This is a genomic window from Salinispira pacifica (assembly GCF_000507245.1).
Taxonomy (GTDB): Bacteria; Spirochaetota; Spirochaetia; order DSM-27196; family Salinispiraceae; genus Salinispira; species Salinispira pacifica.
This window is the reverse complement of the sequence record NC_023035.1, coordinates 3739268-3760383: the sequence shown is the minus strand read 5'-3', so window position 1 is coordinate 3760383 and position 21116 is coordinate 3739268. Positions and strand designations below refer to the sequence as shown.

Here is a 21116-nt window from a genome sequence, read left to right as displayed (position 1 = left end):
CAAAAGGTTATACAGTCCAGGCTGAAAAAAAACGGCCGACCGGAAATTCCCGGTCGGCCGTTTGTATTAACGCGTCGTTAAAAACGGGTTCAGGATTCCTTTCCTGATGTGATACTGATTTTCTTCAGTTTTTCCAGGGTTTCATCAATTTGGGTTAAATCCACCGGCAATACCACCTGAGTGTCTTTTTTTGCCAGAGATTTCATTGATTGAAGGTAGCCTTCCATTATCTGCAGATTGAGTGCATCATCACCACCCTCCACGGAGATCGCCTTGGCCAATGTACGGATACTGTTGGCGCTGGCTTTTGCGATAGCAAGGATTTCCGACGCCCGTCCCTGTGCTTCATTGATCAGCTGCTCTTTGATCCCCTCGGAACGGTTAATATTTTCTTCCATTTCACCCAGACTGTGGTTCACCTTGGAATCCCGTTCGCCTTCGGACCGGGCAATTACCGCCCGTCGGTCCCGGTCAGCCCGCATCTGAACTTCCATGGCCTGGAGAATGTCCGGCGGAACGGTAATGTCCTTAATTTCATACCGGGTGACTTTTACTCCCCAGGGATCGGTAGCCTCATCAACCTCTTTCAGAATGGCGGCATTGATCTGCTCCCGCTCTTCAAAAGTTTTATCAAGATCCAGTTTTCCGATAACCGAACGCATGGTGGTCTGGGCCAGATAGATGGTCGCCAGGCGGTAGTTGGTGATTCCGTAACTTGCCTTCTTGGGATCCATCACCTGAAAGTAGAGCACACCGTCTACCTGGATCTTCACATTATCCAGCGTAAAACAGCTTTGACTGGGTACATCAAGCGCCTGTTCCTTCAGAGAGTGCTGGTAGCGAACCTTGTCTATGAAGGGGATAAGCAGATGAAGCCCTGCCTCCATGGTTGTGCTGTATTTTCCCAGTCTCTCAACGACCCGTACTGTTTTGGAGGGAATGATCTGGATGCTTCGGATAACCGAAATAACAATAGTAAGACCGAAACCGGCCAATAAAATATTTATGAGAAACATACCGCTCATGCTGCACCTCCCTGGGATCCTCCGGACTTACCGGGCAGAACGCTGGAAATAACCGACTGTATCTGGGCCAGGTCATGGGGCATTACCGATACATGGGCATCGCTGAGGATCTCCTCGAGCTGCTGGACAAACTGGTTGGTGAGCCGCAAATTAACCGCTTTCTCGCCGTTAGGTTCTTTTATGGCTTTGGCGATCTCCTGAAGACCCTGTGCAGTTGCATCGGCAACAATGGTAATTGCCTCTGCCCTTCCCTGGGCTTCATTGATCTTCTTCTGCCTGTCACCTTGGGATTTATTGATGGATTCACTCTTGTCACCCTGGGAGACATTGATCCGGCTCTGTTTTACCCCTTCGGATTCCAGGATCTCCGCCCGTTTTTCCCGTTCAGCTCTCACCTGGGCTTCCATTGCATCAATTATGGGGTTTTCAGGGGTGATATCCTTGATTTCATACCTGGTTACTTTTATGCCCCATGGATCCGAAGCCTCATCAACAGCTTTCACAATTGCATTATTCATAATCTCCCGTTCGGAAAACGTGCGGTCAAGTTCCAGCTTCCCGATTTCGCTGCGCATATTGGACTGGGCGAGCTGGGCTGCCGCATAGCGGTAATTATCAATACCGTAGCTGGCTTTTTCCGGATCCATCACCTTAAGATACAGAATCCCGTCCACGGTAACCTGTACGTTATCCCGGGTAATACATATTTGAGGAGGTACGTCGATTACCTCCTCTTTCAGTTCGTGTTTATCCACCACCCGCTGAATTCCCGGGAGAACCATGTGAAAACCGGGTCCAAGAGTTTTCTGAAACTTACCGAAAAACTCTATGACCCATGCCTGCTGCTCAGGAACGATCCGCAGGAGCTTGAAAAATACAATGACCACCAGGGCTGCAAGACCGCCGCTGATCAGCAGTCCGCTGAAAAAATCCATATTACCTCCTAACCCTTTTAAACCCGTATCATCTTTGGGGGATGATACGGATTATCACTTATAGAATACACGTCAGACATCTGTATATACACGGCGGATTCTGTAAATATTCAAAAATATCTCAGATATCTCCCGCATCATCATCCTCAGGCAGAAGCGGATCGCCCACATAGTAGGTCATGCCTTCCTGCTTCAGTATCCAAACCTTGTCACCGGGCTGATAGGTTTTATCGAAGCTGAGAGCTGCCCAGCTGGTACCCTTGTACCGAATTCTTCCTGCGGTTTCCGGACCGATGGTTTCCAGTACTTCAACGGTTCTTCCGCCGTCATCGTATTCATGATCCCTTGAGGTAATCTGTTTGCCCCGAAAAATCTTCTTGAAATATTTTCGTAGGCTTATAAGAGAAAGAGTAGAGAATCCCAGCCAAATCAGGACCTGGGGAAGCAAAGATCCGGTAATTCCGGGAATAAGAGCCGTCAGGAGAGCCGTGAGAAGGGCGCCTGTACCAAAAAATATGATCACCAGTCCGGGAACAAAGAACTCTGCAATAATCATGAAAAATCCGATGATAGCCCAAATAATTGCCATGAAATCCATGTGTATCCTCCAGAATAGATGTAACAGTTCAATTCTTTTTGCAGTCAGTCAGCGGGTGCCGCCGGACCGCTTATATGGAACGCATCCAGTAAATCTGAATGTATTGTATCACTTAATTTGGCTGAGAAATGAAAAAATGAAGTTCGGGAAGATATCTCACTGTCCGACTGAATAACCTCCAGTACATCTTCCCGTTCCCGTGAGTCCATGAGGGACTCCACAACCACCAGCCGGTCGAACCGTCGTGCAGCAATTTCCGACCTGAGATCCTCCGGATTTCCCGAGCAGCTGAGGAAAAGAAAGCGCCGGGCCTGTCTGCTCAAAGCCTGTTCCATTGCCCGCTGGGCGTGATGAATGGTTTCTTCCGGGGTTTCGTGAATGGTGGTGTGCTTGTTATGACTTCGAAGAATTTCATTATAGTACCGCCGGTAAGAAGGAGCGTACAAGCTGCCGGTCCTTCCGGCCACCTGGCGGGCAAGAGCCTCACTCTCCTTTCCTGCAAGAATTCCGATACGCTTTATGAAATAGGGGCGTACGGTCTCGGGCAGGAAATCCCAGTAATTCAGGGGATGATTCCGGATGTCCGAGCCTGATACCGGAAGCTGGTCTCTGTTCGGATCCACAGGAATAAATTCGGCTCCAAGTTCCCCGGCCAGGTTCCAGCCGTACTCTTCTGATGCGAATAGATAGTCCGCACCTTCTCCGGCTCCTGCATGTTCCATATGGCGTTGTACTGCATCAGCCCAGATTTTATGGGCATTGGGTTGTTTCCGGTTTGCATCGGGGTTTTCTTCGGTGATATGAATATTGTGGGCATCAGGATAGAGCTCTTTCATCCATTGAAACCTGAGATCCCCGGGGATTTCATCCCGGGAGAGTGTGCACACAAAGATATACAGCTCATCTACAAATGATGATGCAAAATCTATGAGATATTTATGACCGTTGTGAGGTGGGTTGAAGCGTCCGATAATTACGCCCCGCTGAATTTTTTTCATACCCTAAGAATACCCTTGTGTTTCTGTCACAATCAATACAAGATTTTGTATAATGACCGGAGAGGAGAGGAAAATGATTGTTTCAATAGATCTTGGCGGCACAAAGATGCTGACAGCCTTGTATTCCAACGATCAGGATATCCTGGACAGCGTTAAGACCAAAACCCCCCAGACCACAGAGGGCGATGAGATTCTGAAGCTGATGCTGGAAAGCGTAAAGGAACTGAAAAAGAAAAATTCACTCAATGATCACGACATTCACGGAATTGCCGTTGCGGTTCCGTCTGCGGTGGATTTTAAAAACGGTGTTGTGCTTTCAGCCACCAATATCGGATTCGAGCACTATCCTCTCCGGGATAAACTGAATGATGCGCTGGGCGTCCCCGCCCTGGTTGACAATGATGTGAATGCGGGCATATACGGTGAATTCAAGCGGGGGGCCGGCAAGGGAAAGCGGCACATTATCGGAATATATCCCGGCACCGGGATCGGCGGCGGCCTGGTTCTCAACGGGCATCTCTATCGGGGAGCAAACGGCGGAGCCGGCGAGCTGGGACATATGATCGTGCAGTCCAACGGCCGCCTCTGCGGATGCGGGCGCTACGGATGCCTTGAGACTCTGGCTTCCAAGACGGCCCTGGCCAAGGATCTGGTGCAGCTGGCTTCCACCGGCAAAGCGCCCAGCATACTGGAGAAGGTGGGTACGGATTTTACCAAAATCAAGAGCAGCCATATCAAAAAAGCCATGGACGCCGGGGAAGAAGCCGCCATTGATCTTGTACATCGGGCGGCGGATTTTCTGGGCATAGGAATGGCCAATTATGTGAATATTTTCAATCCTGAAATGATCATCCTGGGCGGTGGTCTGATAGAAAAACTGGGCGAAGATTTTGTGAAGAGAGCGGAAAAAGGGATGCGGGACAATGCCATGCCCGTACTCTTGAAAGATGTGGAAGTGAAAATAGCCGAACTGGGTGATGATACGGTGATTACCGGTGCGGCGCTGCTTCTTCACGATGAATTTGGAGTTTCATGAGAAAGGAAAACGGGGCAGGATCAAACAAAGGAAATAATTCCGCACATACACCGGATAACGGATCCGGGGACACGGTAGTTGCAGTAATTGATGTGGGTTCAACCGCCATCAGACTGGTCATTCTGGAGCTGGATGCAAGCGGCGGCTACCAGCGTCTGGACCGGGCCAGCAGGCCTGTAGGTCTCGGCCGGGATGTTTTTATTACCAAGACCATTAAAGCCGCCAGTATGATGCAGGCCGTGCAGATTATGACCGGGTTCGCCGAACTCCTGAAAAGCTGGAACATTGAGCCGGAAGACGCCTATGTAGTTGCAACCAGCGCCGTAAGAGAGGCCAGAAACAGAGATACCTTTGTTGACCGAATTCAGACGAAAACCGGTTTTCAGGTACAGATTATTGACGGTGTAGAGGAAAATCATCTCACGTATATTGCCGTTCTTCATGCGGTGGAAAATTTCCGGGCGTCATTTTCCCGATCCAATTCAATCATTATGGAAGTCGGCGGGGGATCAACAGAACTGATGATCATGTATCGGGGCAAGATGCAGGCCGCCCAAAGTCTCAAGGTGGGTACCCTTCGTCTTGAGCAGCAGCTGAAAAGCCGCTGGGATTCGGGGGAAAATATGGAAGAATTCCTCCGTGAACAATTCCGCCTTCATGTTGCGAACCTGCATACAGATAGTGATCTAAAACGGATCAGGTATTTCATTATGGTTGGGGGTGATGCCCGAATAGCCAGCTATAACAGCGGAGAAAGCGTGGGAGAGCATTATTCCATTATCAAGAGGGACCGGTTTTTTGATTTTGTGAATGCAGTTCAGAAAAAAAGCGTTGAGGAAACCGTCCGGGACCTGGGGGTTACCTATAATGAAGCTGAAGGGCTGCTCCCTGCTCTTCTCATTTTCAAGATATTTCTGGAGGAAACCTCCGCCCAGGAGATAATCGTTCCGGATGTGAGCATCCGTGAGGGGATCCTCCTGAGAAACGTTATGGGGCAGACCGCCGCTCTGGATAAAAATTTCGCCAGCCAGGTGGTTGCTTCGGCATTGAGCCTGGGCAGGCGGTACCATATTGATGAGCGTCATGCCCAGCGGGTCAAGGAGTTAAGTCTCCAGCTGTATGATCAGCTCAGTGAAGAGCACGGATTGGGGTTGAGAGAACGGCTGTATCTCGAGGTTGCCAGTCAGCTCCACGATGTTGGATATTTCATAAATCAGTCCGGCCATCATAAACATGGACAGTATATTGTGGCTCACTCTGAAATTTTCGGTCTTTCCCCCGAGGAGATCCGGATAATTTCAAATGTGGTCCGGTATCACCGTGGAGCCAAGCCGGTAAAATCCCATCTGGAATTCGGAACGCTGCCCCGGCAGCATCGGCTGGCAGTTATGAAACTGGCGGCAATTCTCCGGGTGGCGGATGCCCTGGACCGGGGGCATGGTCAGCATTTTCGGAATGTGAAAGTTGAAATAGATAACACCAATATGTTTATCTCTGGGGAGCACAGCGGGGATTTATCCATTGAAAGATACGGCCTTAATCTCAAGGCGGGGCTTTTTGAAGAAGTGTACGGATATAAGGTGATTCTCCGCTGATTAACCTGATTTTTCCGAAAAGATGATTGCCAAGGAATGCAATATGAAGCAAAAAAGTAACGATATACGATATTTCAACCGGGAGCTCAGCTGGATAGAATTCAACCGTCGGGTTTTATATGAGGGAGTGCGCAGCGACAAGCCGCTTCTGGAGCGTTTGAAATTTCTTTCTATTGTGAGCAGCAACTTCGATGAGTTTTTTATGGTCAGGGTGGCCTCATTGAAGACTCAATATCTGCAGGGAAATTACACCAATTGTCCAAGCAGAATGAGTCCTGAAGAACAGCTGAAGGCGATTTACCGGGAATACCGGGAAATGCTTCAGCAGCAGTACCGTGTGCTCCTTGAGGAAATACTCCCGGAGTTGAAATCCAAGGGTTTTCAGTATCTTGATATTCCGGATCTGAATGCTGAACAGAAGTCATCTTTAAAAAAGAAGTTTCTCAATGACTATTTCCCCCTTCTCACTCCGGTACGAGTAAATGGCCGGGAGCCGATGGTTAAGTCGGGAAATATGCGGCTCCATGCCGGTTTTGTGCTGTGCAGGGAAGGAGAAAGTGAAGAGCATCTGGCAGTCGTACAGCTTCCCAGCTCAGCGGAGCGGATTATCAGATTGCCCTCAAAAGAAGGCAGCTTTTACTTCACATTGCTTGAAAACCTTGTGGTGATGTTTGCCTCCAGTATTTTCCCCGGATATGAGGTGAAAGAACACGCTATGTTCCGCATTACCCGGGATGCGGATTTTGCGGTGGATGAAAGCAGAGATGAGGATTTTGTAGAAGCCATGGAGCAGGTGCTTAGTGAGCGCCTGAGTTCCGAAGCAGTACGGTTAAACTGCAGCAATACGAGCGCAAAGATTAAAAATCTGCTGCGGGAAAGTCTGAATCTTACTGAAGATGAGGTATTTATAACCCCCAATCCCCTGGAGCTGGGTGATTTTATGGACCTGGTATTCGTGCACGGCTTCGACTCTCTCAGGGATGAACCCTGGAAGCCCGTGGACATTCTGCCGGATGCGGAGGATTTGAGCATCTGGGACTGGATTAAGACCCGTGACCGGCTGCTTCTGCACCCCTTCGAAAGTTTCGGCCCGGTGATGCGGATGCTGGAGGCTGCATCACAGGATGAAGGCGTACTGGCTATCAAAATGACCCTTTACCGGACAAGCAAAAACAGCCCCATTGTCCGGGCTCTGGAAGCTGCGGCACAAAACGGAAAACAGGTAACCGTGCTGGTGGAGCTGAAGGCCAGGTTTGACGAGAAACGCAACATCGAATGGGCCGAGCGGCTGGAGCGATCCGGGGTAATTGTTGTTTACGGAATAGCCGAGCTGAAGGTACATGCCAAAGCCATGCTGATCATACGGAGAGAGGAGCGGGGTATTTCACGCTATCTGCATCTGGGTACCGGAAATTACAACGATAAAACCGCCAGGCTCTACACGGACATCGGCCTGATAACCGCCAGGGAAGATCTGTGCTATGAGGCGGGGCTTTTTTTCAATGCAATAACCGGCTACTCTGCGGTTCCCGCTTTGAGCAAACTCTCCATGGCTCCCCATAATCTGAAGAACAAGATCCTTCAGCTCATAGAACGGGAGCAGGATAAACACAGCCGGGAAAATCCCGGTCATATTATGGTGAAAATCAACTCCCTCTCGGACCCGGTGATTATTGAGGCCCTGTATCAGGCTTCCCAAGCGGGTGTCAGGATCGATATGAATATTCGGGGAATCTGCATGCTGAAACCGGGAGTGAAGGGCTTGAGTGAAAATATCCGGGTTGTCTCCGTTATCGACCGGTACCTTGAACATCCCCGGGCGATATATTTCCTGAATGGAGGAAGCCCCGAGGTGTACATCTCCAGCGCAGACTGGATGGGAAGAAATCTGGATCGGCGGGTTGAACTGCTCACCCCCGTGGAGGATCCCCGCTGCGCAAAATCCATCCAGGAGATGCTTGAGGTATACATGAACGATAATTCCCAGGCATATGAATTGCAAAAGGATGGATCGTATCGGCGGGTTTCAGCCGAGGATCCGAAAAAACGAGTTCACGCCCAGTGGCGGATGTACCAGAAAGCCAGGGACGGGGATCATGGCGACGGCACCCAGAACACCCGGGTTTTTAACGTCCGCCGCCGTCCTCCGAAGGCCACACAAGGGTAACACTTTCCTTTCGGGACGTTCTGCTTCCCCGGCTGCTTCCCAACCCTTCCGCCGCCCTCCGTCCGGCCCCGGGTTGTCCGGATTCAGGATCTGATGAATTGAGAATTTCCATCACCCGGGTGAAAAACTGATCTTCCGTTTGATCTGCCCGGGATGCGAGTTCATTCAGCAGGGTTTCCGCCCTGTTGAACTCTCCATGGCTGATATAGGCGTTTATCAGATAGCTCGCGGCAGTCCGACTGCCTCCCCCCTGGGAAACCAAGGGTTCAAGCATGCGTTCCGCTTCTTCCAGCTCTCCGAAACGGGCAATAAATCCTCCCAGGACGGTTTTTTCCCGAAGCAATCTGCGGCCGGTGAAGGAGGAAAGCCGGGATAATCCCGATTCAATCACAGAGTCAATATGCGTACGGGCGAAAAATGACCGGGAGTTGTTCAGCGCCTGAATAAGGGAATCGCTTCCCGGGCCGAGAATCCCGTAGCTTTGTCCGGAGACTGCTGCAGGAGGATACAATGCACGGGCTCGGGATAGCGGAATGAATTCCGTAATTGGTTCTGCGCTGTGAGAGGCCCTGTTGCCGTCGGGATAGCCGTAACGGGTAAGATGGTCACCCCCGGCCTTCCATGCCGGGAGGAAGCCCCGGTTGAGCATGGTTGTTTCCACGGGAATCCACAGGCTGTTATTGTGTTCAATGGCTTTCAGACCGGCCATCTCAAAAAGCCATCGGTTTACCCCCGGCTCTCCGCTATTGAAGGCAATAAAAACATGGCCGGGAACGGTCATTATTGCTGTTTCCACTCCTGCGCTTTCCAGCAGCGATGCACATAATGCGCTGCTGTCGTCACAGTCACCGGATTTATACAGAAGTGTGGTTCCCGGATACCGCACAGTATCAACAATATCGGAATCACCCAGAATTCCTGAGATGGGGTTTACAGGGTCTTCCACATATTCAATACCATATCGCCCCAGTCCTTCCAGAATCCGCCAGGCCCGGAGAGTTATGGAGTTGAACGAGCTCTCCAGGCTGCTGAGTCCGGGCCCATGGCTGCTTTCCTTAAGGAGTGTGAAAGCGAACTCCTCAACATTGGGCTCCGATGGCTGGATAAAGGAGGCCAGTTTTGCGCTGTCATCCCAAACCAGGGATCTGCTCCCCAGAATATCTGCGGCATATCCTGCAGTCCGTCTTCGCCGCTCACCCCCAAGATTGTATTCTGCCTGAACACTCAACTGGATTGCCACGGCCTCCCGCAACTCCATAAGGGTGGATGTAAACACCGGAAGAAACCGGATTTCCCGGGATTCCCCGGGCTGCAACGGCTCAACAAGACGGAGTTCCAATGGAAAGCTGAGGTATTCGGGCATATGCAGAGATATCACTATGCCGCTGAGCTCAGCCGGTGAAGGATTGTACAACTCCATGCTTCCCCAGCCCCGGACTGCATAATACCCGGTGAGTGACGGAAATATGGCGGGAAACACCGGATTGCGGAACTCTATAGGCCCAGGGGGGATTTCGGCTGAATCTGTGTAGCTGCGGAATTCCTGCTCAAGGGAGCGCTTTTCTTCGGCAATTTCCCCGTCCCGGGGATTCATATACAAAAGTTCTTCGAAGGCGGCAATGGTTCGCTGATAGTTGGGACGGGCAGTCTCCGGTCCCCGGTTAATGAGAAGCTGACGGGTTTCTTCTGCAAGAAGAAGGGTCTGTTCAGTGAGGATTTCCCCCTTGAGGCGGGCAAGGCGGGTCTGGAGATCGATGTTGTCCGGTGATAGTTCCAATGCTCTTCGGAGATAAAACTCCGCCGGCATTCGTGCGGAATTTTCCAGATGGATCTCTGCAATTGCCCGGAGGAGACGAACGTCGCCGGGGCGGGCAAAACGCTCGGCCTGAAGGTCTGCAAGTTCACGGCGGCGGTCGGGTTCGGTACTGACTGTGGGTTCTGAGTCAAGGCGGGGATTATCCGCCTGATCCAGAAGACGGAGAACCATTGAAGTGCTGCTCAGAGGAATGATGATTTCTCCTCTTGGATGATTATATGCCATGTCGAGGGCATACATAAAATTCGAGTTTTCCACACCGGGAATTCCTTCCATGCTCCAGACAGGGATTCCGTTGCTTCCGAAGCGATAGAGATGACTGTCGGTCAGAATCAGATATGATCCGTCGTTCAGGCTTTCAAGGGATTTCACCCGGCCCCTCTGGTCAGGAGGCAGCAGAGGGATGCGGCTTGAAATAAAATTACCGGAAGGACTGAAGATGCTGATTATGCCGCTGATTATATCGTATGCCCAGAGGCTGCCGTCCATGGATACCGTGAGCACTGAAGGGGCGGTATAACTGTTGGTATGAAACGCTGTACGCCGGCTCTCGCCCTCACTGACCCTGAATACATCCGGGTTTGCACTGTCTGAAACGACCAGTTCTCCTTCGTTGAGAACCTCAAAACTCAAGGGGATCTGCACGGGGGTGTATATCCGTCCGGCAGTTCCGGTCATCGGATGAAAACGGTTGATGTAGGAGCCGGCGGCGGGACGGGAATAGAGTATTTCCGAGGCACTCAACTCGATATCATAAAAATCAGAATATCTTCCCTGTCTTACGAAATCCTTCCCGATAACACGTTTCAGCCGGAATTCCTGATCGAATTCAAGGGCGAGGCTGCCTGCGGCGATAATGCTTGCCCCTGAGGATCGGGTTTCAACCGAGAACGGAAGCAGGGTAAGACTGCTTTCAATGTCCCGGAATGAAATATACTCGGTGCTCCAGTAATCAAGCACCAGAGGCGGTGGGTTTTCATTTGTCTGATACAGCACGGCATGGGGGGACTCGTATTGAAACAGCTGGTACATGAGCATCTGGGAGAGCATCCTCAGATCCAGGTCCTCAATATTCCGGAACAGGGTGAAGGGGGCGGGGGCATTGCCGGAGCCGGCGGATTCGTCGACGCCCAGAAGCTCCATGGTAATGATTGATGTGCCGTCGGAGATAATTCTCCGGATGGTCATACGGTATTCACGGCCGGTGATATTGGTATCGTCCCCGGGAGTTTCAATGTACAGGGCGGACCCGCCGGACCCGCCTGCACCGCCGGAAGAAAAGCCGGAATCCAATTCATATTCGGCGGCAAGAGCCCGGGGCAGATCGGACAGCAGTTCTTCAAGCATTCTTTGCTGGTTTTCAGACTGGGGAAACAGCACGGGTTTCTGCATGTGAATTACGATGGATTTTTCAGGTTGATCCTGAGAATGGAGAAATGGATGGCTGTGGGCCAGAAAGACCAGCATGGGTATGATTATCAGTTTTGAAACGGATCTGCGGCGTAGAAACTTCACGGTAGCGGACATAGCGGTTGATTCCTCCCTGAAGCATGCATATGTTTTCCCATAGACAATACATCAATCAGTATCAATATAAAACATACCCTATTTGAGAGGTGGCAACCATGAGTTCTTCCGGCGGACAGGAAATAAAATATGCAGTGGTGAACGGCACCGTCAGGCCGCTGGATGAACCCCAGATTTTTCTGAATGACAGCTATTATGCAAACGGTATTGGAGTCTATGAAACTCTTCGGTTCCGACACGCCAGACTCTATTTCCTTTCCGAGCACATCCATCGACTTCATCAATCCGCTGAAATCATCGGAATTACCGGACTTCCGGAAGAAAGCGAAATACGCAGGCATCTTCAGCTGCTGATTCGGGAAAACCGCCTTGTGAGCAGCAATATTAAGGTTCTGTTGTTGAAAAACAGCCGCGGGTGCGATCTGTACATGTATCCTGTTGAGATACCCCCCCTGAAAGGAAATCAGGATCCGGATTTCCCCGAACCAATAGGAGTGGACCTTGCCGCATACAGGGGCGAACGGCATTTCCCCCGGGCCAAGTCTCTGAGCATGCTTCTGTCCACCAGGGCCCTGGAACACGCACGGGAATGGGGCTGCTGGGACAGTGTGCTGATTGACCGCCGGGATCTTATGCTGGAGGGAAGCCGGGCCAATCTGTACTGGCTGGAAGAGGACGGCCTATACAGCCCGCCTGAGGATTCAATTCTTTCAGGGGTTACCCGTATGAATTTCAGGAAAAGCCTGGAGAAACACGGCATCGGGATGAAAGAGGGGCTGCTCAGCTACGATGATTTTCTGGCCAGACCCCGACCTCTGCTTATGACCTCGACCTCCATTGCGGTTCAACCGGTAAAACGGTTCATCGATCTCGATGGCAATACGCTGGAACTTCCCGTGGACGGCAGGACAGATGAATATGCCCGGATGTACGGTGAGTATCTGCGCAGCTATGGCCGGAGTCTGAACAACGCATGAGGATTCCGGATTAGAATCAGCGGGGTTCTTTGAAAGTCAGCCGGTGAGGCTGCGGCGGGGGGAGAGGGAGAGATGCGCGATTGGGCGGCCGGGGAAAAGGGCTATTCAATTCTGCGGTAATTCACCGCATACCCGTATCGCCAGCTGGAAACGCCATCCCGTGGGCGCACAATGGTAAGGAATCGTTCCTCACCCGCCCCGAGACGGATATTCACCGGACTCTGCCGTGTACTGTTCATATTTTCCAGCCGCAGCTCGACCTCGGCATTCACCGGGTAGTCAAATCCGTTGCCGATGAAAATGACGTAGGTCAGATCAGTCTGTTCCACCCTGAAGTCCAGATTATCCTGCACCCTGGCTGTGCCGCTGTACTCGGCAAAGTCGCTGTTTGTGTAATCGGCGCCGAATATCTCTGTGAAATCCCCGCCTTCGGGCTGATATGCATAATAGATCTCACCTTCCTCGGGCTGGATCGGTTCACCGTCCCGACCACGGAACCGGATTGGAATGGACTGCATCCGGCCGTTTTCCAGAGGGATGCGCACATCAAAATGAAGATGGGGGCCCGAGGAGCGTCCGGTGTTGCCGCTGAGACCGATCTGTTCGCCCTGTTCAACCTCCTGTCCCACTTCCACGAGCGCTCCATTCTGTTTCAGGTGTACATAATTACCGAACGTTCCGTCTTCGTGCATGATCAGGATGTAATTGCCGTGGCGGCCGTAGTTCACGGATCTGCCGCCGATATTGGAATCTTCCTTTACTTCCACCACCAGGCCGGATCGTGCTGCTACCACCGGTGTGCCGACCTCCAGATCAAAATCAACGGCGTAGCGGTTATCGTCCATGTGGGTGAACCGGCCGTTAAAGCCCTGGGTGATCCGGTGCTTGCTGCCGTGGGTGTACGGGAACGTGTACAGAAAGCTCCCGTCGGGCGAAACGCTTTGGGGATTGCCCCGGGAAAAGGTGTATGAAAAACGGTAAGATAGCCTGTCGCCGTCACCCGGGTTCAATGAGAAGAGGTATTGTTTCTCGGCGCCGGATTCCAGTTGAACCGAGAAGGGCATCTCGGTATCCGGAGAGAGGTTCACAAGGTTTTCAAATGTCACAACAACATAGGCGGGAATGATCAGATTGTTGTCGGCATAAAAGCGGATGCTGTAATCATCCTGCTGCTCGCCATAGACCCTCACCAGGTCATTCTGATCAGGCTGAGCCTGCAGCGGCTGGGGAAGCAGAATTCCCCCCAGTATAAGTATCAGAATAAAGATTCCGGAGACAGTTCGCAGTTTATCGCCTATTATATTCATAATTACCCCTGTGCATTATCTGTCGGTATCAGGAAATATAATGAGGATTGAAGATAAATTCACAAAAGCCGCTGAAAAAAATGCGGAACTTCGCATTCTGTTCATCGTCCTGGCAATCTCTCTGAGCATGCTTTCCGGGGCATGCCGTTCCGGAGACCCGCCCTCGTTGCCGGAACTGAGCGGCCCGGAGCACACAAGGGGAGAAGCTGCAGCGGATCGGACAGATTCTGTGCCCGATCTGAAGCTCAGTTTTGTGGGGGATATTATGGCACATCCCCCGAATTTCCGGATGAACGATTATTCACGTATATATTCGGGAATTTCTCACGTAATTCAGAATGATGACCTGAGTTTCGCAAATATGGAATTTGTGATGGATCAGGGCAGAGCCATGGCAGGCTATCCCCGTTTTAACGTGCATCGGGAATACATGGAGGCGGCGGTGGATGCAGGGTTCGATGTATTCTCCCTTGCGAATAATCATATAAATGATTACGGCAGCCGGGGAATTTACCGCACCCGGAACGAGCTGCATTTGCTGAATTACTATGCTCTGAAATCCCGAAGGCGGGGAATTCATGTTTCGGGGATTGATGTGTCTCTCAGCGGGGAATTCAAAATTACTCCCATCCGGTATAAGGGCTGGAGTATCGGATTCCTGTCGGTTACCGGAATATTGAATCAGCACTGGTCCGGTGTGGAGGAAAGCTACTTTGTGCCCTATAGTTCGCAAGATGAAAATGAGCGGCTGAGAGAGTTTATCCGCAGCAGAAGCAGCAATTATGATTTGTTTATTCTCGGATATCATGGCGGCAGCGAGTACCTCCTGTATCCGGACCAGTGGAAGTATGAACTGTTCCACTCATTCATGGAGGCGGGGGTTGATATTCTCTGGGCCCATCACCCTCATGTGCTCCAGCCCCTGGAATGGTATCCCGATGACGAAACCAAATCCGGGTTGATAATGCATTCCATGGGAAACTTCATCAGCTCCCAACCCTGGTACCTGAAGTCCGATGAATGGAATCGTCAGCGCTCATATACCGGTGATTCGGCCATTCTGGGATTGAGTGTGCGGATGTCTCAGGGCGGACCGGAATTTCATCAGCATGAGATCCTGCCCATCACCCATCTTCAGCATTTCCGCGAGAAATCTGCCGGAGGAAAACCCAGGGACGGTTTTGAGGTACACCCCACCGCACAATCCCCACAGGTAGCCGCTGAGGAATGGGAAAATTTCTATTTAAACCGGAGAACGGCCATGGAGGAGTTTTTCCGGGAGATGCCCGGCGACTGGAATATTGTCTGGGATTTTTAGCCCGAGAAAGGCTCGATAATGGCCCGATAAAGGATTGATGGAGAAATCCCTCCTGCGGATTCCTGAAACCGGATCTCTCTGATACACTGAAGAAAAATAGGCCGTTTCGTATTGGGTGAAGCCTTGCTCACGCCCGGGAAACGGCGAAAGACAGGACTTGGATATGGCGCACAGTGTTGTAGAAGCTGCCGAGCAGCTGCTTGATAAAGAACTTCCGGTATTGGATAAGGGATTTGTACGTCTTGTTGATTATCTGGGATCGGACGACAGGATTGTTCAAGCCGCGCGGGTGAGTTACGGACCAGGAACAAAGTCGTTCCGGCAGGATAAGGGGCTGATCGACTATCTCTTGAGAAACGACCATACATCACCTTTCGAGCAGGTGATTCTTACGTTCCACACGAAGATGCCGGTTTTCGTGGCCCGCCAATGGGTCAGACACCGGACTGCACGGTTGAATGAAATTTCCGGGCGCTATTCGGTGATGAAGGATGAGTTTTATATTCCCGAGGGTCAGAATATTGCACTTCAGAGCAGCGATAATAAGCAGGGCAGAATGGAAGACGCCGTCGACCCGGAGCTCCAGGAGGAGATCCGGCGGGAATTGGAGGATCAACAGAGTGCGGCGTATAAGGCGTATACCCGGCTCATTGACCGCGGGCTGGCACGGGAGCTTGCCAGAATCAACTTGCCCCTGAGCATGTACACCGAATGGTACTGGCAGATCGATCTTCACAACCTGTTCCACTTTCTCCGACTCAGGCTGGATGCCCACGCACAGTATGAGATTAGAATGTATGCTGAAAGAATGCTGGAAGCTGCAGAAGCTGTTGCGCCCATGGCCGTGGAAAGTTTCAGGAATCACCGCTTGGGCGGGGTGAACTTCACCTCTGCAGAGCAGAACGTACTGCGCAAAGTCCTGGGCATACCGGATACCGGATCTGCGGCGGCCGGAGAAACATGGCTGGAACGCCTTCCGGAGCACATCCGGAATATTATTGAAGCGGAAGATATGTCCGGTCGTGAAAAAGAGCGGCTGGCGGTGAAAATTCTGCAGGGCCGTCAGACCTGACGGCATCACGGAGAACACATCCTGCCCGCTGACACACAGATCAGCCGGGAAACGGCCCATGGAGGCATAATGGAAGGATTACAGAAAAGACTGGCAGTACTTATCGATGCAGATAACGCCCAGCCGAAAATCATTGAAGCGGTGCTGGAAGAGGTTGCCAATTACGGTATAGCCAGCGTGAAACGGATATACGGCGACTGGACCAGCCCGAACTTAAAATCATGGAAGGAGTTGGTTCTTCAGTACTCTATTCAGCCCCATCAGCAGTTCGCCTACACCAGCGGGAAGAACGCAACCGACTCGGCCCTGATCATTGATGCCATGGATCTGCTGTATTCAGGAAATCTTGACGGTTTCTGCATCGTCAGTTCCGACAGCGATTTTACCCGCCTGTCTTCCAGGCTTCGTGAGTCGGGGATGACCGTGTACGGCTTTGGAGAGAAGAAGACTCCCGAATCATTTGTTGTGGCCTGTGACAGGTTCATTTACACCGAGAATCTGAGAAGCACCAAGGAAGAGGAAGCGCCTGAGATCAAGCGCTACAACAGCAACATGCTGAAGCAGGATTCCCGTCTGATAAACTCAATCAGGAAGGCCATTGAAGACAGTGAGGATGATGAAGGATGGGCCAATCTTGGAACTGTGGGGATGATTATTATGAACGCCTGGCCCCAGTTTGATCCGCGGAATTACGGATATTCCAAGCTGGGTGAGCTGGTACAGAAGATTGATCTGTTCGAGATTGATCCCAGAAAAAATCCCGGCAGCTCGGGTCGTTCGTTGTATATCAGGGATCGGCGGAAACATAAGTAGCATATGCGTCAGCATACGCGGAATACAATATGGAGTGGGTGGGACTCCATGCCTTCGACTTTCCGGAGAAGGGGTGATATTCGGTGAAAACCGGAGACAAGTATGAAGAAGAATTCAAAAAAACCCGAAGGTAAAAAGAGCGGGAACGGAAATCCGGCATCTGCCGTACGCAGCCTGATACGAAACATCCGGGGCTTTCTTCGTCCCGGGGACTTTCTCATTGCTCTTGTGTATGCGGGACTGTTCGGTCTGTTTCTGGTGATATCCCTGCAGAGTTTCGGAGAGGCCGGGTCGCTGCTCATTCAGAGCGCAGGGGATGAATACCGCTACGATCTGGAAACTCCCAGAATCCTGGAATACCGGGGCCCCATCGGCTCAACTGTCGTTGAGCTGGATGGAAACGGAAGGGCCCGGTTTCAAAGTTCGGACTGCAGAGATCAGATTTGCGTACATGCCGGATGGCTGGAAAACGGAGGGGACTGGGCGGCCTGCCTGCCCAACCGGGTAATTATCCGCCTGGACAGCGCGCCTCCCAGAGATGAAAGCGGTGCCGAGATTGATGCAACCGCATTCTGATCGGCCCATTCCTGATCCGGTTTGTCTATGATCCGGTCTGTTTCTGATACAGTGCATTCCTCATCGGAATTCCGTCTTACCATTCTCCCAGGCTGAAACTGTCATCAATGAGTGTGAACTGGTCAACCAGACCCGGGCTGACAATTACCTGAAGATCCCCGGTAATAAAAATCGCCTCGATTTCATTCCGGGATTCCACAAGTTCTTTCCCCTGTTCCAGGCCCTTCACAAACACTGCGGTGGAGTATCCGTCGGCAGTCATGCTCACATCCGATACGATAACCACCCCTTCCAGCCGGTTATCTGCCGGGAAACCGTCACGGGAATCCAGAAGATGATGGTAGCGAACATCATCTTCTATAAAAAAGCGCTCATACACCCCGGATGTTACAATGGAAAGATCATCAGCAGGCAGTGTGCCCAGATACACCCCCCGCTGCATGTCCGGCCGTTGCAGGCCGATGATCCAGGGCCGATCCGCAGTTTTCCGGCCGATGGTCATAATGTTGCCGCCGAAATCAAGAATTGCGTGCTTCACACCTTCTTTTTTCAGATAATTGGAAACAAGATCCGCAGCATAGCCCTTGGCAATACCTCCCAGATCCACGCCCATGCCGGGGGTGAGCAATTCGGCCCTGGGGGAGTTTGAGGAAGGGTCCTCGGGTTCATAGAGCCGAATCTGTTCATAGTCCAAAAGAGGCAGAAGTGGGGCAACCTGATTCTCATCCGGTACCTGCTGATCGGGGCCGCCGATGTCCCAGAGAGATACCAGCGGTTCTATTGCCGGTGTAAATGCAGAATCGCTTACTTCAGCCATGTGGATGGCCTCTTCCAGAACCTCATAGGTCCAGGGATCAATTGCAATCGGCCGGCCGCTGCCTGCGGCCCGGTTCAGGCGGTTCAAATCGCTTTCCTCCACCTCCAGGCTCATAAGGTCGTGAATTTTGCGTACGATTCTGAACGATTCGGAAAAATACTCATCCTTGGGATCATCATATATTGTAACGGTGATTATGGTACCGAGACTTTGGATGGTTCGCCGCACCGGCTCCCCGGGGCCTGAATCACCAGCGCAGGAAGATAGTGAAAATACTATATAGATAAAAATAGTTCGAATTAGCAGCCTTCCAAGGCTCTTAATCCGTGGCGTAATTTGTTTCTGCATGTTATCATTTCTCATATGTAAACACTTATATCAATCATTTGATAAGCAACACAAGCTAATCAGGAGGCTTCTGTGAGCGACAGTACCAAAATTGTCGTCCTTGGCGGAGGTTACGGCGGTGTTCATGCCGTAAAGAAACTGTACAAGGAATTCAAAAAGGACAGATCCGTAGAGATCACCCTTATAGATAGGAACCCGTACCACACCCTTATGACCGAACTTCATGAAATTGCGGGGCATCGAACCGAGCCCGAAGCTGTTCAAATCAGTTTCAAAAGAATTTTCGGGGGAAAGCGGGTAAACGTCATCAGTGACGAAGTTTCATCCATCGATTTTGAAGAAAAAGTTGTTAAATCGGAAAGCTTCGAATATGAGTATGATTACCTGGTTCTTGCCACCGGCGGGCAGCCGGAATTTTTCGGTGTCCCCGGCATTCAGGAAAACTCTTTCACTCTGTGGAGTCTGGAAGATGCGATCCGTATCCGGGAACACGTAGAACTGATGTTCCGGGAGGCAGCGAAGGAACCTAGCAAGGAAAAGCGGGCAAAACTGCTGAACTTTGTAATTGCCGGAGCCGGTTTCACCGGTATGGAACTGGCGGGCGAGTTGCTGGAGCTCAGAGATGTGCTCTGTGACAAATATCACATAGACAAAAAAGAAGTCCGGATCATCATCGTTGAAGCTCAGGACACTATTCTGCCCATACTGCCTGAAAAACCCCAGAAAGCAGCAATGAAGTATCTGAAAAAAATGGGTGCGGAAGTGCATCTGAATGCAGCGGTAAAAGAAGGCGAAGCGGGCAAATTCACTCTCTCCGACGGCACGGTGTATGAAACCGAAACATTCGTCTGGACCTGCGGTATTCACGGATCCGAATTTACCGCCCGAATTCCTCTCACCAAAGGAAAGACATCCAACGATAACTGTTCAATTGCCAGCCCCGAGGGTATTCACGGCATGGCAGGCTGTCACTTCGATGATGAAGACCGCTATGTTGTGGGTGAACGGGGACGAATTCTGGTTACTGAAAACATGCGTTCCGTGGATTTCACCAACGTGTACCTCTGCGGAGACATGATCTGGTATGTGAATGAGGAAAAGGTTGTTCCCCAGATTGTGGAAACTGCCATACAGACCGGTGATGTTGTAGCCCATAACATCATTGCGGACATAAAGGGCGGCGAGAAAAAATCATTCAAGCCCAATTACCACGGATTTATGGTTTCCATCGGCGGCAAGTACGGGGTGGCCCATGTAATGGGAATCAGCCTGTACGGATTCATGGCCATGGCAGCCAAACATCTGATCAACGTCCACTACCTGTTTGAACTTGCAGGGGTGAATGCCGTCTGGGGGTATCTGAAAGAAGAGTTTCTGACTATCAGGAACAAGCGCTCTATTATCGGCGGACATGCATCTGCCAAGATTCCTGCCTACTGGGCACTTCCCGCCCGGCTCTGGCTCGGTTTTGTCTGGGTTGTTGAAGGACTGAAGAAGGTCGGTGAAGGCTGGCTGAATTTTTCCGAGGGAACCAAATCCGGCTGGATGTTCAGTCAGGGCGTAACACAGGCCGGAGCTGCCGAAGCTGTTGCTGCTGCAAGTCCCGAATGGGAGGAAGGCGCAGAAGCTGCCGGAGAAACAGCCGGAGAAGCTGCAGCCGCAGCGGGCGACGCAGCAGCCGAAGCAGGTGAAGCGGCTGCGGATGCAACTGCAGCCGCAACAGAATGGGCCGGAGAAGCCACCGAAGCCGCAGCGGAAGCTGTGAACGGCTGGACCATAAATCTTGATCAGACCATTTTCCAATGGGATTCCCCCATTGTTGTCTGGTTCCGGGAAACGTTCATGGACGGGCTGTTTGCACTGCTGCCGTATCAGCTCTTCCAGGTGATGATTGTGGGTGCCGAAGTAGCCATCGGACTTGCTCTGATTGCGGGGCTCTTTACCTGGCCTGCGGCAGTTGCTTCCATCGGTCTGGTATTCGTTTTCATCCTTTCCGGAATGTTCTCCTGGGCACAGCTGTGGTTCCTCTTCCTGGCTATAGTTATGATGGGCGGAGCCGGCCATGTTGCCGGTCTGGACCACTGGGTAATGCCCTGGCTGAAACGCCGGTGGAACAGCACTCAGCTGGCTCAGCGGACACATCTTTACACAGATGAACCGGTAATCCGCCGCCGCAAGAAATAACGCCGCG

16 protein-coding genes are annotated in these 21116 nt (G+C 51.5%); 9 read left to right on the top strand and 7 right to left on the bottom strand.

What is annotated here, in order from left to right; all coding sequences use genetic code 11:
* Positions 1–89 precede the first annotated feature (89 nt).
* The 4 genes from L21SP2_RS16405 to L21SP2_RS17760 all read right to left on the bottom strand — a co-directional run bounded on the left by L21SP2_RS16405 (position 90) and on the right by L21SP2_RS17760 (position 3556).
* Positions 90–1025, bottom strand: a complete 936-nt coding sequence (locus L21SP2_RS16405) for an SPFH domain-containing protein (RefSeq protein ID WP_024269709.1) — start codon at positions 1023–1025, stop codon at positions 90–92.
* A complete protein-coding gene (locus tag L21SP2_RS16400; protein ID WP_024269708.1) occupies positions 1022–1960 on the bottom strand; it encodes an SPFH domain-containing protein in 939 nt (312 codons plus the stop codon). Before L21SP2_RS16400 ends, L21SP2_RS16405 begins: the two co-directional genes overlap by 4 nt.
* 121 nt (positions 1961–2081) lie before the next feature.
* A complete protein-coding gene (locus L21SP2_RS16395; RefSeq protein ID WP_024269707.1) occupies positions 2082–2558 on the bottom strand; it encodes an NfeD family protein in 477 nt (158 codons plus the stop codon).
* Between the two features lie 44 nt (positions 2559–2602).
* Positions 2603–3556 carry an adenylyltransferase/cytidyltransferase family protein gene (locus tag L21SP2_RS17760; RefSeq protein ID WP_024269706.1) on the bottom strand — a complete coding sequence of 318 codons (954 nt, stop codon included), beginning with the start codon at positions 3554–3556 and terminating at the stop codon, positions 2603–2605.
* Between the two features lie 73 nt (positions 3557–3629).
* Between L21SP2_RS17760 and L21SP2_RS16385 the strand changes: the two genes are divergently transcribed.
* The 3 genes from L21SP2_RS16385 to ppk1 are packed head-to-tail and all read left to right on the top strand — an operon-like array spanning position 3630 to position 8354.
* Positions 3630–4592, top strand: coding sequence for an ROK family protein (locus L21SP2_RS16385; protein ID WP_024269705.1), 963 nt, complete (start codon positions 3630–3632; stop codon positions 4590–4592).
* Positions 4589–6187 (top strand): Ppx/GppA phosphatase family protein, encoded by a 1599-nt coding sequence (locus L21SP2_RS16380; protein WP_024269704.1) that lies wholly within the window; start codon positions 4589–4591, stop codon positions 6185–6187. Before L21SP2_RS16385 ends, L21SP2_RS16380 begins: the two co-directional genes overlap by 4 nt.
* Positions 6188–6209: 22 nt before the next feature.
* Positions 6210–8354, top strand: a complete 2145-nt coding sequence (ppk1, locus tag L21SP2_RS16375; protein ID WP_024269703.1) for a polyphosphate kinase 1 — start codon at positions 6210–6212, stop codon at positions 8352–8354.
* On the opposite strand, the gene L21SP2_RS16370 is transcribed toward ppk1, so the two are convergent.
* A complete protein-coding gene (locus L21SP2_RS16370) occupies positions 8314–11697 on the bottom strand; it encodes a tetratricopeptide repeat protein (protein WP_144083043.1) in 3384 nt (1127 codons plus the stop codon). The two genes, ppk1 and L21SP2_RS16370, sit on opposite strands and share 41 nt — an antisense overlap.
* A 98-nt stretch (positions 11698–11795) precedes the next feature.
* Here L21SP2_RS16370 and L21SP2_RS16365 point away from each other — a divergent pair, with 98 nt between their 5' ends.
* Complete coding sequence (locus L21SP2_RS16365; RefSeq protein WP_024269701.1) at positions 11796–12674, top strand: aminotransferase class IV; 879 nt, start codon at positions 11796–11798, stop codon at positions 12672–12674.
* A 101-nt stretch (positions 12675–12775) separates the two neighbouring features.
* On the opposite strand, the gene L21SP2_RS16360 is transcribed toward L21SP2_RS16365, so the two are convergent.
* Positions 12776–13981 carry a M23 family metallopeptidase gene (locus tag L21SP2_RS16360; RefSeq protein WP_024269700.1) on the bottom strand — a complete coding sequence of 402 codons (1206 nt, stop codon included), beginning with the start codon at positions 13979–13981 and terminating at the stop codon, positions 12776–12778.
* Between the two features lie 40 nt (positions 13982–14021).
* Between L21SP2_RS16360 and L21SP2_RS16355 the strand changes: the two genes are divergently transcribed.
* From L21SP2_RS16355 to L21SP2_RS16340, 4 genes are all read left to right on the top strand, one after another.
* Positions 14022–15299, top strand: coding sequence for a CapA family protein (locus L21SP2_RS16355; protein WP_024269699.1), 1278 nt, complete (start codon positions 14022–14024; stop codon positions 15297–15299).
* Between the two features lie 163 nt (positions 15300–15462).
* A complete protein-coding gene (gene thyX, locus L21SP2_RS16350; RefSeq protein WP_041401773.1) occupies positions 15463–16371 on the top strand; it encodes an FAD-dependent thymidylate synthase in 909 nt (302 codons plus the stop codon).
* Between the two features lie 69 nt (positions 16372–16440).
* A complete protein-coding gene (locus L21SP2_RS16345) occupies positions 16441–17184 on the top strand; it encodes an NYN domain-containing protein (RefSeq protein WP_024269697.1) in 744 nt (247 codons plus the stop codon).
* A gap of 102 nt (positions 17185–17286) precedes the next feature.
* Entirely contained in the window at positions 17287–17760 is a 474-nt protein-coding gene (locus L21SP2_RS16340) for a NusG domain II-containing protein (RefSeq protein WP_024269696.1), read from the top strand.
* Between the two features lie 76 nt (positions 17761–17836).
* Here the strand turns inward: L21SP2_RS16340 and L21SP2_RS16335 are convergent, their stop codons facing one another.
* Complete coding sequence (locus L21SP2_RS16335) at positions 17837–18925, bottom strand: FAD:protein FMN transferase (RefSeq protein WP_169730507.1); 1089 nt, start codon at positions 18923–18925, stop codon at positions 17837–17839.
* A 72-nt stretch (positions 18926–18997) separates the two neighbouring features.
* Here L21SP2_RS16335 and L21SP2_RS16330 point away from each other — a divergent pair, with 72 nt between their 5' ends.
* Positions 18998–21109, top strand: coding sequence for an FAD-dependent oxidoreductase (locus L21SP2_RS16330; protein WP_024269694.1), 2112 nt, complete (start codon positions 18998–19000; stop codon positions 21107–21109).
* Positions 21110–21116: the final 7 nt, after the last annotated feature.

Excerpts from the sequence above, each read along its gene's own strand:
- L21SP2_RS16405 (WP_024269709.1), bottom strand. The coding sequence starts at position 1,025 with ATGAGCGGTATGTTTCTCATAAATATTTTATTGGCCGGTTTCGGTCTT.
- L21SP2_RS16400 (WP_024269708.1), bottom strand. The coding sequence starts at position 1,960 with ATGGATTTTTTCAGCGGACTGCTGATCAGCGGCGGTCTTGCAGCCCTG.
- L21SP2_RS16395 (WP_024269707.1), bottom strand. The coding sequence starts at position 2,558 with ATGGATTTCATGGCAATTATTTGGGCTATCATCGGATTTTTCATGATT.
- L21SP2_RS17760 (WP_024269706.1), bottom strand. The coding sequence starts at position 3,556 with ATGAAAAAAATTCAGCGGGGCGTAATTATCGGACGCTTCAACCCACCT.
- L21SP2_RS16385 (WP_024269705.1), top strand. The coding sequence starts at position 3,630 with ATGATTGTTTCAATAGATCTTGGCGGCACAAAGATGCTGACAGCCTTG.
- L21SP2_RS16380 (WP_024269704.1), top strand. The coding sequence starts at position 4,589 with ATGAGAAAGGAAAACGGGGCAGGATCAAACAAAGGAAATAATTCCGCA.
- ppk1 (WP_024269703.1), top strand. The coding sequence starts at position 6,210 with ATGATTGCCAAGGAATGCAATATGAAGCAAAAAAGTAACGATATACGA.
- L21SP2_RS16370 (WP_144083043.1), bottom strand. The coding sequence starts at position 11,697 with ATGTCCGCTACCGTGAAGTTTCTACGCCGCAGATCCGTTTCAAAACTG.
- L21SP2_RS16365 (WP_024269701.1), top strand. The coding sequence starts at position 11,796 with ATGAGTTCTTCCGGCGGACAGGAAATAAAATATGCAGTGGTGAACGGC.
- L21SP2_RS16360 (WP_024269700.1), bottom strand. The coding sequence starts at position 13,981 with ATGAATATAATAGGCGATAAACTGCGAACTGTCTCCGGAATCTTTATT.
- L21SP2_RS16355 (WP_024269699.1), top strand. The coding sequence starts at position 14,022 with ATGAGGATTGAAGATAAATTCACAAAAGCCGCTGAAAAAAATGCGGAA.
- thyX (WP_041401773.1), top strand. The coding sequence starts at position 15,463 with ATGGCGCACAGTGTTGTAGAAGCTGCCGAGCAGCTGCTTGATAAAGAA.
- L21SP2_RS16345 (WP_024269697.1), top strand. The coding sequence starts at position 16,441 with ATGGAAGGATTACAGAAAAGACTGGCAGTACTTATCGATGCAGATAAC.
- L21SP2_RS16340 (WP_024269696.1), top strand. The coding sequence starts at position 17,287 with ATGAAGAAGAATTCAAAAAAACCCGAAGGTAAAAAGAGCGGGAACGGA.
- L21SP2_RS16335 (WP_169730507.1), bottom strand. The coding sequence starts at position 18,925 with ATGCAGAAACAAATTACGCCACGGATTAAGAGCCTTGGAAGGCTGCTA.